Source organism: Bradyrhizobium sp. UFLA06-06 (assembly GCF_054820065.1).
Genome location: NZ_JADFUD010000020.1, coordinates 121,080 through 134,625, shown reverse-complemented (window position 1 = coordinate 134,625; position 13,546 = coordinate 121,080). Strand labels below are relative to the sequence as shown.

Below are 13,546 nucleotides of genomic sequence, written 5' to 3'. Positions count from 1 at the left end.
AGTTCGTCGGCAGCGTCAGATGTGTATAAGAGACAGATGAAGACCAGCCCGGCATCGCGCGCCGTCGGCATGTCGACGGCGACCTCGCCCTGGCGCAGTTCCATTTCACGTACCATGTGTCAATCCAGCGATATGTTCAGCGCCTTGACCACGCCCGCCCATCGCGCGCGATCGGTATTCACGAACTTGTCGATCTCGGCCTGGCTCTTCGCGTGCAGCGGCGGGAATCCGATCTTGAGCAGCGAAGCGCGGAACGCCTCGTCGTTCAAGGCCCGGTCGAGGCTCGCCTTGATCTTGTCGGCGACGTCATCAGGCACTTTCGATGGCGCTGCGATACCATACCAGACGCTGACCGCATAATCGGGATAGCCGCTCTCGGCGATCGTCGGCAGATCGGGCAAATCGGGGATGCGCTCCGTCGAGCTGACGCCGAGCGGCCGCAGCATGCCCGATTTGACCGGCGGCAGCGCGGTGCCGAGCGTGTCGAACATCAGCTGGATGTTGCCGGACAAGAGGTCGGTCAGCGCCGGACCCGCGCCCTTGTAGGGCACGTGGGTCATCTCGACGCCGGCCATCTGCTTGAACATCTCGCCGGCGAGATGAACCGTGCCGCCGGTGCCGGCCGATCCGAAATTGAGTTTTCCGGGATTCTTCTTGGCGTAGGCGACGAACTCCGCGATCGTCCTGGCCGGCACCGAGGGATGCACCTCCATGATCATCGGCGCGTCCGTGATCACGGACAGCAGGCGAAAATCCCTGGCCGGATCGTAGGGCAGCTTCTTGTAGAGCAGCGGATTGAGCACGAAGATCGAGGCGGCGGTCACGAACAGCGTGTAGCCGTCGGGATCGGAGCGCGCCACCGCTTCGGCGCCGATCGCGCCCTGTGCGCCGGCCTTGTTCTCGACCACGACCACCTGCTTGAGATCGCGCCCGAGATATTCGCCGACGATGCGGCCGAGCACGTCGGTCGGCCCGCCCGCGGCATAGGGCACCACGAGCTTGATCGGTCGCGTCGGATAATCCGCGGCTCGCGCCGGCAGCGTCGCCGCCAGCAACGCCGTCAGAGCAACAATGAATAGCGATGATGCGCGCCGCTGCATGCCGTTTCCCCGTTGTCTTGTTCTTGGGGAGCGAGAGTAGCGGATAATGCGGACGCCGCAATCAGCCGAGCCAGTATTTGCCTGCGATCATGACGATCTCGCCCGCGATCACGCCGGCGAAGATCGACTTCCTCGCCAGCATGAACACGACAAAGCCCGCGGCGACGGCGCCGTAGCGCAGCCAGTCCGGCACGCTGGCGAGCGCGCCCGGCGGCTGCACCACGATCTGCGCGATGATACCGGCGAGGATCGCGGTGGCGACCGCCCTCACCCAGACCAAGAGCTCGGAGTTCTCGTCGATGCCGCCGCCGAACCACAGGCCGAGCATGCGCCAGATCTGATTGGGGATGACGCCTGCCACGAACAGGATCGCGAGCGCATGCCAATCGCCGATGAAGGTACTCATGCGCGCGCCCCGACGATGCCTGCCCTCGCCCGGTGCACGGCATAGGCGATGGTGCCCGCGACGACCCCGCTGACCAGGATGTCGACGCCGCTGTTCAGCATCGCCGCCAGCGGGAACAGCAATAGGCCGAGCACCAGCGCGATGACATCGGCGAGCTCGCGGCAATTGCGCGCCGTGGAGAAAAGGAAGGCGAGCGGCGTCAGCATCAGCATGCCGGCGGCGAACAGCGGCGTGAGGTTCGCCGCGAGCATGTAACCGATCGTGTTGGCGATCAGGCAGACCGTGACCAGCCCGCAGCCGAGCCCGTGGATGAAGGCGATGCGCCGGTTGCGCGGCACCTGCGGCAGGAAGCGGAAGCACTCGACCCACAGCGTCACGGCGGTGAGATGCGCCACCAGGATCAGATGCCGCCGCTTGGTCTGTTCGGTGCGCATCATCGGCAACACCGAGACCACCATCGGGAACAGGCGGATCGCACTGACGGTGACCGCGATTGCCGATTGCAGCACGGTGGCGCCGGAGCCGAGCGTCGTGATCACGATGATCTGCGCGGGACCGGCCCAGACGAACGCCGTGCTCGCCAGGGTCCAGCCCAGCGAAAAGCCGGAATCATGCGCCAGCGCGCCGATGCCGAGATAGGTCGCAAACAGCACCAGGGTCAGCACGGTCGCGCCGATCGACCGCGCGCCCCACAGGAAGGCGCGGAACGAGGTGTGCCATTGCGGAGAATCGAGCGGAGGAAGCGCCACGGGGAACCGGATGGTTTTGCAATCGCGGCGGATTAGGGCGCGGACAACGCAGGGTCAAGCAAGTGACGGCGCACGGCGGGTATGCGCCTCGGTAGCCCGGATGAAGCGCCAGCGAAATCCGGGGCCGCTTTTGCAACCGGCGAGAGCTGTCCCGGATTGCGCTTCGCTTCATCCGGGCTACGGATCCACGCAATCACGCCCTGTTCTTCAGCACGAAGCACGCCCCGCCCGCCTTGCGAATGCGGTTGCACAGGCCGTCGGCTTCGGGGCGCGTGTCGGCGCCGATGCGCACCTGGTAGAAGGTCGCGCTGCCGCGGGTGCGCAGCCGCGAAGAAAGCAAGCTCGGATCCTGATCCCCGATCACATTGGACAGGCGCTTGATGGCGCGGGCATACATCGCCAGCGCCTTGTCGCGGCTGAAGCCGGCGGCAAGCTGCACGCCCCAGACCTTGGCGGCCGACAGAGTGATGTGCTGCCCGAGCCCAGCGACGAACGGATTCGGCGCGCGCTTCAGCAGCGCCATCAGCTCGCGGCAGCTCGTGGTCGGCGCGCGCTGCGGCATCTTGCCGTTGCGCCCGGCGGCGGCCCAGTCGTCGACGCTGGAGCCGGTGATCGCGGAGACGTAATTGCGCGTCTCCTGCGGCATGTAGCCGGAGCCGGCGAGCCAGTCCTGGATCCGGCGCGGACCGGCATTGTAGGCCGCGGCCGCGAGGCCGAGATTGCCGAACTGGCTGCGCAGCTCGCTGAGGAATTCGGCCGACTTCGGCAGCGCCTGCACCGGATTGAACGGATCGAGCAACCCGCGCTCGTTTGCCGTGCCCGGCATGAATTGCGCGATGCCCTGCGCGCGCTGGCCGTTGCGGGTCATGGGACCGACCGCATCGGCCTGGAAGCGGCTCTCCTGCCAGATCACGCGCGCGAAGAATTCGAGCGGCAGGTCGTTCGCCCGCGCCGCCGACTCGATCATCAGGCACATCGCCTCGCGGGTGTCGCTCTCGCGCGCGTCGTCTGCGGGTTTCTCAGTCGTTGCCGCAGGTTTCTCGGCCTGTGTCGCCGGCGTATCCGCGGGGGGTGCAGGTTTCTCGGCCGATGGCGCAGCCTGATCTCCCGGCGGTGGCGCAGGCTGATCTGCCGGCGCCGCGGCGGGTTTCTCGGCGGGCGCGACGGGCTTGTCAGCGGGCGGCGCTGCGGGCTGCTCGGCGGACGGCGGCGGCGCCGGGGCTGCGGCAGGCGCGTCCTCGGCGCCGGCGCCGACCGGCGACACCAGCAACACAAGCATGACCCATGCGGCGCAACGACCCGTTCGCATCGCAAATCTGCTCCCGCGCGGCGTGGCTTGACACCGCAAGCTCGTGGTCTAGCTATGGACTGAAATGATGGCGCGCAAAAGGGAGCGCAAAATGGCCGCAGCTACGGACGATCAACTCGGCTTTGCCTCCGACGACGACGCCCCGATCGGCTACATGAAGCGGACCCGCGATTATTACGCGGCGATCGGCTACACCACCCCCTACCGCTGGGCGCATTACACCTCCGCCCCGTTCCAACCTCTGAAGAAGCCGCTGAACCAGTCCCGGGTTGCCATCATCACGACCGCGGCACCGTTCGACCCCACCCGGGGCGACCAGGGCCCCGGCGCGAAATACAATGGCGGCGCCAAATTCTATTCGGTCTATGATGGCGACACGTCGGAGCCACACGATCTGCGGATTTCGCACATCGCCTATGACCGCACCCACACCACGGCGACCGACAGCGGCACCTGGTTCCCGCTGGCGCAATTGAAGCGCCTCGCCGCGGCCGGCACGATCGGCGACGTCGCCCCGCGCTTCTTCGGCGCCCCGACCAACCGCAGCCACCGCGTCACAATCGAGACCGACGCGCCGGAAATCCTCAAACGCTGCCGTGACGACAATGTCGACGCCGCGGTGCTGGTGCCAAACTGCCCGGTCTGCCACCAGACCATCAGCCTGGTGGCGCGGCATCTCGAAGCCAACGGCATCTCCACGGTCGTGATGGGCTGCGCCAAGGATATCGTCGAGCACGCCGCGGTGCCGCGCTTCCTGTTCTCCGATTTCCCGCTCGGCAATTCCGCCGGCAAGCCGCAGGACGTTGCCTCGCAGGCGTTCACGCTGGAGCTGGCGCTGCGCGTGCTGGAGTCCGCGCCTGGCCCGCAGACCACGGTGCAGTCGCCGCGGCGCTGGAGCGAGGATGCTTCCTGGAAGCGTGACTACAGCAACGCCGATGCGCTCAGCGCCGAGGAGCTGGCCCGCCTGCGCCGCGAGTTCGACGCGCAGAAGGAGATCGCCAAGGGGCTGCGCGTCGCGTAGGGCTCGGCGTTAGACACGGGCACTTTGCCAACTCACGGTGTCATCGCCCGGCCTTGACCGGGCGATCCAGTATTCCAGAGACACCAACCAGTCACGGAGAAGCCGCGGCGTACTGGGTCCCCCGGTCAAGCCGGGGGACGACAAGCGGAGGCGTAATGCTCACTCTCGCTTCTTGTCAATCATGGACGCGGACAAGCCCGGTCATGACGAAGCTACCTCTCACGGCCGTCTCTTAGGGCTAACTCAACTCGGCTGATCCGCGGCGACCTGTACGGCGGTGAGCATGCCGGTCCGTTCGTGGCAGCCGAGATATTCGAAGAACTGCTCGTCGGCGGCTGCCACGGTGACCTCGTGATACAGCCTGAGCTTGGCGTTCGGGCCCAAGGTCGAGAGATACTTCATCGCCGCGCCAAAAATCCTGACATGGGTCGGGTGCGATTCCGCCCAGCGCTCCAGCGCCGCGAGGCTCTTCCACCAGCTCTGGCCGTAGGACTTTTCGGTCAGCCTGCCCTCGGCATCGACAACGCGCATGTAGCGGTTGGCGTAGCAGCCGATCGGCACGCCATCGTCGCGCAGGAAATCCATGCCCTCGCGCAGCACCGGCTCGACATCGTCGAGATACATCTTGCGTTCCGATGCTTCGGTGTCGCTCCAGTCCTGTCCGGAGCGGATCAGGCAGAGATTGTCATGCGCAATCACGCGGATGCGGTCGCCGTCGCGGATCACGCGCGGCCCGCCGCCTGGCGTCATCGCGTCGGTCTGCGACAGCGGGATACGGTCGCGCATGCCGCCCCAATAGGCGTGCTCCTGCACCTCGCCGCTCATGCCGTCGGCGAGCACCGCGACACCCTCCGGACGGCCGAGCGACGAGAACAGCGTCTCGTAGCGCGCCACATGCGGCCGCAGCACCTCGATGAAGCGGCCGACGCCCTCAGTGGCGCCGCTGCCGGTCCAGGCCTCGCGCGCGCCGTCGAACCAGGCGTCGAAACGCCCGGCATCGTCCCAATAGGCAACCGAGACGACGTTGGTGAAGCCGGCCTGGTCGACATATTGCGCACGATCCCAATGCGTCGGACCGTTTTCCCTGGCAAAGCGCGTTGCGATCTGCGCCAGCGCCGCGGTCACGGCGGCGGTCGGCTCGCCGCGATATTGCACACCGAAATAGGCCATGATCACGCGTGCGACCGCGGGCTTGTGGCGTGCAACGAAGGACGGATAAGGCGGCGCGTAATCGTCCGGTACGCGACGATGACGCGACCGCGCCGTCTGCAGATGGAAGGGAATCGCGGATTCCATGACAGTCGCCTCCGGTTGGATGTCGTGCGTTCAGCTCGCGGCCGCGTCGATCTCCTCAAGGCTGTCGAGCGGCAGCGCGAAATGCTCGACGCGCTTCGAGGGCTTCTTGTTCAGCAGCAGACGCGTGACATCGGGGCGCGAATAGTGCCCGGCCGGATCGGCGGCGTTCTTGGCGATCCCGATCGCGCCGAGATCGATATCGGCGAGCAACAGCCCCTCCTGCTCGGGCGGCAGCTTCTCGGCGATCGAGCTGCCGTCCGGCCCGTAGATCGCGGCGTGTCCGCCGCCGACATGCAGCAGCGCGTGCTTGTCGTCGCGGTCGCACATCTCGTCGACCATTGCCTGCGAGACCGTGGCGCAGGGCGCCAGCACGAAGCACGAACCCTCGACCGCATAGACCCGCGAGGCCGCGTTGTTGACCTCCCAGCCGAGCGCCGGTGCGAACGGATCGTACAGCGAGAAGCTCGGCCAGGCCGCGACATGGACCTGCTCGTTCTGGGCGTACATGGCGTATTTCGACAGCGGCTGCAGGTGCTCCCAGCAGCACAGCGCGCCGAGCCGGCCGATGCCGGGACGGTCATGCACCGCAAGGTCGCTGCCGTCGCCCTCGCCATAGACGGTGCGCTCGGCATGGGTCGGCCGCAGCTTGCGCCGTTTCGCGATGGTCTCGCCGTCGGGCCCGATCAACCATTGCGCGAGGTAGAGGCTGCCGCCGTCGCGCTCGGACAGGCCGAGCACCGCGGTCATGCCGGCCTTCTTGACCGCGAGCCGCAGCTTCTCGGCCTGCGGGCTGTCGTAGCTGAGCGAGTTGTCGAAATAGCGCTGCACAAAGCCGCGCCCGATCGCCCAGGCCGGCGAGTCCAGCCAGATGTACCAGGGATAGCCGGGGATGAAGGCCTCGGGAAACGCGATCAGCTTCGCCCCCTTGGCGGCGGCCTCCTCGATCAGCGCGATGGACTTGGCGATGGAGGCGTCGAGGTCGAGCCAGGCAGGTGCGGCCTGCACCACCGCAACGCGGTATTTCGGATGTTCGATGCCCATGATGTCCTCCTCGCGGCCGACGCTTCCGGCCGGTTCGTACTTGATCGGCCATGGCGGCCTCTGACATCATGCTGCCCCGGGACCGGGCACGCCGTTCGACCAGGACGGAAGGAAAATTCGACTGCGGAGGAGATTCCCTGGCCGTCCCCGGTATGAAGCTTGCTTTGTTCGCGTGGCCAGCGTTTGCACTCGTGAAGGGAGGAAATCATGCCGGCCCTGTTCACCACGGAAGACGCGCCCACCCATCGGCGCCTTGCGCTCTGGCAGGACATCGTCTGCGACGTCTTCGTGCAGCTCGACTGCAAGTCCGATCTCGGCACCGCCTTCCACGGCGCCATCACCAGCACGCAGCTGGGCGCGGTGAAATGCTCCCTCGTCTCGTCGAGCCAGCAACGGGTGCTGCGCACGCCGTCGCGGATCGCACGCGCCAGCGAGGATCTTGTTCTGTTCGCGCTCGGCCGGAGCGGCGCTGGCGCCGTGCTGCAGGACGGCCGCGAGACCGTGATCCAGCCCGGCGAGTTCGCATTCTACGACACCACCCGGCCCTATGAATTGCGCTTCAACGCCGACTTCACGCAGACCATCTTCCAGGTGCCGCGCGCCATGCTGCACCGGCGCTTCGCCGGCACCCAGGGCTTAACTGCGACCACGTTCACATCGGATCGTCCCGTGCAGCGGCTCGCCTGGCAGTTCATCGCGGGGCTCTCCGAGATCGCCGACAAGCTCGATCCTGACAACGCGATCCGCCTCGCCGACCAGGCCGCCGACCTGCTCGCGATGGCGATGAGCGAGCGGCTCGGCGGCGCCGCGCTGCCCGCCTCGACCCACCGCTCCGCGCTGCTCTACCGGCTGAAGGCGCATGTACTCGCGCATCTGCCGAACCCCGAGCTTGGCCTCACCGAGACCGCCGCCGCGCTCGGCATCTCGCCGCGCTACGTCAACAGCCTGCTGGCCGACGAGGACACCTCGTTCCAGCGCTTCGTGCTGGCGCAGCGGCTGGAGCGCTGCAAGCGCGACCTCGCCTCGCCGGCGCACGCGCATCGCCACATCGGCGAGATCGCATTCGCCTGGGGTTTTAACGATCTCTCGCATTTCGGCCGCGTGTTCCGCGACCATTACGGCCTGTCGCCGCGCGACTGGCGGCAAAGCCGGCTGCCGAACTAAAGCGCTTTCGCGCGAAGCCAAGGGCCTCTTGCGGCGCAAAATAGCCGGGAATCCACGCCCTCACGGATGCAAATATTTACACTAACTGCAACGGGTTCCCCCGGCGCCCTTCTTTTCGCTGAGGCGGACCGGTACAGTCGTGCCGTTCATTTGGAGGATTTCCCATGCAGGACCGGCGCCAGAGCGTACGCGACAGGGTGTTTTATGGTGCGGTTGCGGAGATCAATGAACGCGGCTCGACGATGGATTGCGTCGTTCGCAATATCAGCGAAGGCGGTGCCTGCGTTGAATTTGGCGATGCTGTGCATCTGCCCGAAGAGATCAATCTCAGCGTCGCACGCAAGGGCCGCTCGTTCCTGGCCCGCCTGATCTGGCGCCAGGCGAACAAGGTCGGCCTCGCCTTCCGGATCATGACCTCGGACACACCGGTCAGCGATCTCGACGAGCGGGTCCGCCGCAGCGAGATCAAGAAGCGGCAGCTGCAGCGGCGCATCAATGAGTTGCTCGGCCAGGGCTGAGCCAGCTCGGCTCGCAGCCATCGTTTCCGTCGCGGCCGACATCCGGCATTCGGGGTTGCAAAGGCCGGGCTAATCCAGCATGCGGTAATCCCCGCAACGCCGGAACCCGAGAGCCACTCCACGACATGTCGTCCGCGATCATCGAGCATCCCGACGGGCTGCCGCAGCCGCAGCGCAATTGGGCCATTCTCACGATCGCGCTCGGCCTTGTGATGGCCGTCGTCGACGGCTCGATCGCCAACGTTGCGCTGCCGACCATTGCCCGGGATCTGAACGCCAGCCCCGCGTTTTCGATCTGGATCGTCAACGGCTATCAATTGGCGATCACGATCTCGCTGCTGCCACTGGCCTCGCTCGGCGAAATCATCGGCTATCGCCGCGTCTATCTGGCGGGGCTGTTGCTGTTCACGCTGGCCTCGCTGTTCTGCGCGCTGTCGCATACGCTGCCGCTGCTGACGGTCGCCCGCATCCTGCAGGGGTTTGGCGCTGCCGGAATCCTCAGCGTCAACACCGCGCTGGTTCGCTTCATCTACCCGCATTCGCAGCTCGGCCGCGGCATCGGCGTCAACGCGCTGGTAGTCGCGATCTCGGCCGCGGTCGGCCCGACCATTGCCTCGTTCATCCTGGCGGTAGGGACCTGGCCGTATCTGTTCGCCATCAATGTTCCGCTCGGCATCGTCACGCTGGCGCTGGGCTGGCGCTTCCTGCCGCACACCAGGCCGGCGGTTCACGCCTTCGACTGGCAGAGCGCCGCGATGAGCGCCATCGCGTTCGGGTTCGGCATCAGCGCGATCGACAGCGCCGGCCACGGCGGGGCGCTGTATCTCTGCGCGTTGGAGTTCGCCGTCGCCGCGGTCGCCTCGCATTTGCTGTACCGGCGGCAGCAGCATCTGCCCTCGCCGCTGCTGCCCGTCGACCTGCTGCGGATTCCGATCTTCGCGCTCTCGATCGGCACCTCGATCGCCTCGTTCTGCGGTCAGATGCTGGCCTTTGTCGCGATGCCGTTCTATCTCGAGAACCATTTCGGATATTCGGCGGTTCAGATCGGCCTGTTGATCACGCCCTGGCCGATCGCGGTCGCGTTCGCCGCCCCGCTCGCGGGCTGGCTGGTGGAACGTTATCCGGCCGGCCTGCTCGGCGGCATCGGCCTGCTGCTGTTCGCGACCGGATTGGGCACGCTGGCCTTGATGCCGGCCAACGCCGCGCCGATCGACGTGATCTGGCGCATGGCGCTCGCCGGCGCCGGCTTCGGCCTGTTTCAGACCCCAAACAACCGCACCATGATCGCCGCCGCCCCGCGCGAGCGCTCGGGCGGCGCCAGCGGCATGCTAGGGACCGCGCGCCTGCTCGGACAGACCATCGGCGCCGCGCTGGTGGCACTCTTGCTGGCACGCTATCCGGCTGACGGCACCCGGATCTCGCTGATGGTCGGCGTCGGCTTTGCCGTCGTGGGCGCTGTGCTCAGCACGCTGCGACTGTCCTCGGCCGGCCGCCGCGGCGCCGATCAGGTCCGGGTCCATGAGGGCCAGCGCCTGAAGGGCGAGTGACGCCGCATACAATGCGGATCGCATCGAGGCCCTCCACCGCCGCAAACAAAAAGGCCGGCTGTCCTCAGCCGGCCTTTTCGTTTGGTTGTTCGCTCGCGCCTCAGACCTTGACCATCGGCCCCTTTGAGGCCGGCCCCTTGGTGCCGCCTCCGCCGCCGTTGGGACCACCCTTCGGCGGCTTGCGCTTGCGCGGCGGAAGGTTCTCGGGCTTCGGCGTGACCGGACCCTCGACATATTCGAAGCCGATCTTGTCCTTGGCGGTCGCCTCGTCCTTGACCAGGATGACGCGGACGTGTCCGCCGCCCTTGAGCTGGCCGAACAGCACCTCATCCGCGAGCGGCTTCTTGATGTGTTCCTGGATGATGCGCGCCATCGGACGTGCGCCCATCTGCTCGTCATAGCCGTGCTCGATCAGCCAGGCCTTTGCAGGCTCGGACAGCTCGATCGTGACGTCGCGGTCGGCGAGTTGCGCCTCGAGTTGCAGCACGAACTTCTCGACCACCATGCCGATCACCTCGGCATTGAGGTGCGCGAAGGAGACGATCGCATCCAGCCGGTTGCGGAACTCCGGCGCGAACTGGCGATTGATCGCCTCGTGATCGTCGCCTTCCCGCTTCGAGCGGGTGAAGCCGAAGGCCTGCCGCGCAAGATCGGCCGCCCCGGCATTCGTGGTCATGATCAGGATCACGTTGCGGAAGTTGACCTGCTTGCCGTTATGGTCGGTGAGCCGGCCATGATCCATGATCTGCAGCAGCACGTTGTAGAGATCCGGGTGCGCCTTCTCGATCTCGTCGAGCAGCACCACGCAATGCGGATGCTGATCCACGCCATCGGTGAGCAGGCCGCCCTGGTCGAAGCCGACATAGCCGGGAGGCGCGCCGATCAGGCGCGACACGGTGTGCCGCTCCATGTATTCGGACATGTCGAAGCGCAGCAGCTCGACACCGAGCGACGCCGCGAGTTGCTTGGCCACCTCGGTCTTGCCGACGCCGGTCGGACCCGAGAACAAATAGCTGCCGATCGGCTTCTCCGGCTCGCGCAGGCCGGCTCGCGCCAGCTTGATCGACGCCGCCAGCGACTCGATCGCCTTGTCCTGGCCGAACACCGTGCGCTTCAGGGTCTGCTCGAGATGCTTCAGCACCTCGGCATCGTCCTTCGACACGCTCTTCGGCGGGATCCGCGCCATGGTCGCGATCGTGGTCTCGATCTCCTTGATGCCGATCGTCTTCTTGCGCTTGCTCTCGGCGACCAGCATCTGCGCCGCGCCGGACTCGTCGATCACGTCGATCGCCTTGTCGGGCAGCTTGCGGTCGTGGATGTAGCGCGACGACAGCTGCACCGCCGCCTCGATCGCCTCATTGGTGTATTTCAGCCGATGGTAATCCTCGAAATAGGGCTTCAGGCCCTTGAGGATCGCGATCGCGTCTTCCACCGTCGGCTCGTTGACGTCGATCTTCTGGAAGCGCCGCACCAGCGCGCGGTCCTTCTCGAAGTGCTGACGATATTCCTTGTAGGTGGTCGAGCCCATGCAGCGGATCGTGCCCGAAGCCAGCGCGGGCTTCAGCAGATTGGACGCATCCATCGCGCCGCCGGAGGTGGCGCCGGCTCCGATCACGGTGTGGATCTCGTCGATGAACAGGATGGCGTTCGGATGCGCCTCCAGCTCCTTCAGGACCTGCTTGAGCCGCTCCTCGAAATCGCCGCGATAGCGGGTGCCCGCGAGCAGCGTGCCCATGTCGAGCGAGAACACGGTCGCGGCCGCCAGCACTTCCGGCACGTCGCTGTCGACGATGCGCTTGGCGAGGCCTTCGGCGATCGCGGTCTTGCCGACACCTGCTTCGCCGACGAACAGCGGGTTGTTCTTCTGGCGGCGGCACAAGACCTGGATCGCACGGTTGATCTCGGCATTGCGGCCGATCACCGGATCGATCTTGCCGTCGCGCGCCTTCTTGTTGAGGTTGACGCAATAGGTCTCGAGCGCCTCGCCCTTCTTCTTGGCGTCCTCGTTGCCCTTGGTCTCGGTTTCCTCGTCGACGCCGCGGACCGGCCGCGCCTCGGACACGCCGGGCCGCTTGGCGATGCCGTGGCTGATGTAGTTGACGGCGTCGTAGCGCGTCATGTCCTGCTCCTGCAGGAAGTACGCGGCATGGCTCTCGCGCTCGGCGAAGATCGCGATCAGGACGTTGGCGCCGGTCACTTCCTCGCGACCGGACGACTGGACGTGAATCACCGCGCGCTGGATCACGCGCTGGAACCCGGCGGTCGGCTTCGCGTCATCGGCGCCGTCAGTCACCAGGTTTTCGAATTCGGTCTCGAGATAATTAACGAGGCTCGTCCTGAGCTTGTCGAGATCGACGCTGCAGGCCCGCATCACAGCCGCCGCATCCGAGTCATCGATCAGCGACAGCAGCAGATGTTCGAGCGTCGCGTATTGATGGTGACGCTCGTTTGCGATCGCCAATGCACGGTGCAGCGATTGTTCAAGGCTTTGGGAAAAAGTTGGCATTCGCGTCCTCTATGGCCCCCTGCCATCATGATCGCCATTACCGGGTCAGGCAATAACAACCTTCGTGATCGCCTTTGATATAGTTACGACGGATCGTGGCGAAAGACCGGTCCCGCGATGATGGTTTTCTTCTAAATTCGGGGCATCGGGGCGTCGCGCGGCGGCGCCCCGTGATCGTACGGGAACGCCGTTCACCACCATCAAAAACCGCGATGCAAGACCCGTTCCGCGCCCCGCGGCGGGTCAGTCGTTCCAGCGAGCTATTTCTTTTCCATCACGCATTGCAATGGATGCTGATGCTTGCGCGCGAAGTCCATGACTTGCGTCACTTTGGTCTCGGCGATCTCGTAGGTAAAAACGCCGCACTCGCCGATCCCGTGGTGGTGAACGTGCAGCATGATCTTGGTCGCCGCCTCGGCGTCCTTGTTGAAGAATCGTTCCAGCACGTGAACGACGAACTCCATCGGCGTGTAGTCGTCGTTCAGGATCAGGACGCGGTACAGGTTCGGGCGCTTGGTCTTCGGCTTGACCTTGGTGATGACCGAGGTCGACGGGCCGCTGCCCGTCCCATTGCGGTTGTCATCATTGTTCATTTTCGGCGCCGGCGCGGCGGCCACCGCCGGCATCGACGAAACCGGCTCGGAAATCGGGACTGTCAACGTGGATCGCAACATGGCTCAGGCGTTCGAATTCCCCAAGGGAAACCGGATGGCGGGAAACCGGATGGCAATTGGATGGTGGTCGCGACTGCCGCAAGACTGATCGCGGAACCCCCAGCAATGCTTTCCAGATTGCCGCTCCCGGTCCGATCCGGCGGCCGGATCGACCTCCCGAATATGGGCCTCGCGAGGTCCTGCCGCAAGCGCGGACCCGGCGCGGCCCACCGGTC

At 65.9% G+C, this 13,546-nt stretch carries 13 protein-coding genes; 5 read left to right on the top strand and 8 right to left on the bottom strand.

All coding sequences use genetic code 11. The annotated features are described in order from the left end of the window. Window positions 1-119 precede the first annotated feature (119 nt). From IF803_RS19135 to IF803_RS19120, 4 genes are all read right to left on the bottom strand, one after another. A complete protein-coding gene (locus IF803_RS19135; RefSeq protein WP_461193097.1) occupies window positions 120-1,100 on the bottom strand; it encodes a Bug family tripartite tricarboxylate transporter substrate binding protein in 981 nt (326 codons plus the stop codon). 61 nt (window positions 1,101-1,161) lie between these two features. Then, complete coding sequence (locus IF803_RS19130; protein ID WP_028343345.1) at window positions 1,162-1,506, bottom strand: AzlD domain-containing protein; 345 nt, start codon at window positions 1,504-1,506, stop codon at window positions 1,162-1,164. Continuing rightward, the gene (locus IF803_RS19125; protein ID WP_028336401.1) at window positions 1,503-2,255 is read right to left on the bottom strand and encodes an AzlC family ABC transporter permease; all 753 of its coding nucleotides are present in this window, start codon (window positions 2,253-2,255) and stop codon (window positions 1,503-1,505) included. Before IF803_RS19125 ends, IF803_RS19130 begins: the two co-directional genes overlap by 4 nt. A gap of 193 nt (window positions 2,256-2,448) precedes the next feature. After that, window positions 2,449-3,534, bottom strand: a complete 1,086-nt coding sequence (locus tag IF803_RS19120) for a lytic transglycosylase domain-containing protein (protein WP_461193096.1) — start codon at window positions 3,532-3,534, stop codon at window positions 2,449-2,451. Window positions 3,535-3,655: 121 nt separating this feature from the next. On the opposite strand from IF803_RS19120, the gene IF803_RS19115 reads away from it, so the two are divergent. Further along, entirely contained in the window at window positions 3,656-4,585 is a 930-nt protein-coding gene (locus IF803_RS19115; RefSeq protein WP_461193095.1) for a glycine/sarcosine/betaine reductase selenoprotein B family protein, read from the top strand. A gap of 243 nt (window positions 4,586-4,828) precedes the next feature. Here IF803_RS19115 and IF803_RS19110 read toward each other — a convergent pair whose 3' ends face one another. Together IF803_RS19110 and IF803_RS19105 are read right to left on the bottom strand one after the other, a co-directional pair. Then, window positions 4,829-5,881, bottom strand: a complete 1,053-nt coding sequence (locus tag IF803_RS19110) for a phenylacetaldoxime dehydratase family protein (protein ID WP_461193094.1) — start codon at window positions 5,879-5,881, stop codon at window positions 4,829-4,831. Between the two features lie 30 nt (window positions 5,882-5,911). Next, the gene (locus IF803_RS19105) at window positions 5,912-6,922 is read right to left on the bottom strand and encodes a carbon-nitrogen hydrolase family protein (protein WP_076834510.1); all 1,011 of its coding nucleotides are present in this window, start codon (window positions 6,920-6,922) and stop codon (window positions 5,912-5,914) included. A gap of 207 nt (window positions 6,923-7,129) precedes the next feature. Between IF803_RS19105 and IF803_RS19100 the strand changes: the two genes are divergently transcribed. From IF803_RS19100 to IF803_RS19090, 3 genes are all read left to right on the top strand, one after another. Next, a complete protein-coding gene (locus tag IF803_RS19100) occupies window positions 7,130-8,086 on the top strand; it encodes an AraC-like ligand-binding domain-containing protein (RefSeq protein WP_028343352.1) in 957 nt (318 codons plus the stop codon). A gap of 164 nt (window positions 8,087-8,250) precedes the next feature. Next, entirely contained in the window at window positions 8,251-8,604 is a 354-nt protein-coding gene (locus tag IF803_RS19095; RefSeq protein ID WP_461193093.1) for a PilZ domain-containing protein, read from the top strand. 125 nt (window positions 8,605-8,729) lie between these two features. After that, window positions 8,730-10,151, top strand: coding sequence for an MFS transporter (locus IF803_RS19090; protein WP_411783947.1), 1,422 nt, complete (start codon window positions 8,730-8,732; stop codon window positions 10,149-10,151). Window positions 10,152-10,251: 100 nt separating this feature from the next. Here IF803_RS19090 and clpA read toward each other — a convergent pair whose 3' ends face one another. Next, window positions 10,252-12,657 carry an ATP-dependent Clp protease ATP-binding subunit ClpA gene (gene clpA, locus IF803_RS19085; RefSeq protein ID WP_028336408.1) on the bottom strand — a complete coding sequence of 802 codons (2,406 nt, stop codon included), beginning with the start codon at window positions 12,655-12,657 and terminating at the stop codon, window positions 10,252-10,254. 260 nt (window positions 12,658-12,917) lie between these two features. Continuing rightward, window positions 12,918-13,250 (bottom strand): ATP-dependent Clp protease adapter ClpS, encoded by a 333-nt coding sequence (gene clpS, locus IF803_RS19080; RefSeq protein ID WP_028343354.1) that lies wholly within the window; start codon window positions 13,248-13,250, stop codon window positions 12,918-12,920. Here clpS and IF803_RS19075 point away from each other — a divergent pair. Continuing rightward, the gene (locus IF803_RS19075; protein ID WP_156436563.1) at window positions 13,243-13,419 is read left to right on the top strand and encodes a hypothetical protein; all 177 of its coding nucleotides are present in this window, start codon (window positions 13,243-13,245) and stop codon (window positions 13,417-13,419) included. The two genes, clpS and IF803_RS19075, sit on opposite strands and share 8 nt — an antisense overlap. Window positions 13,420-13,546: the final 127 nt, after the last annotated feature.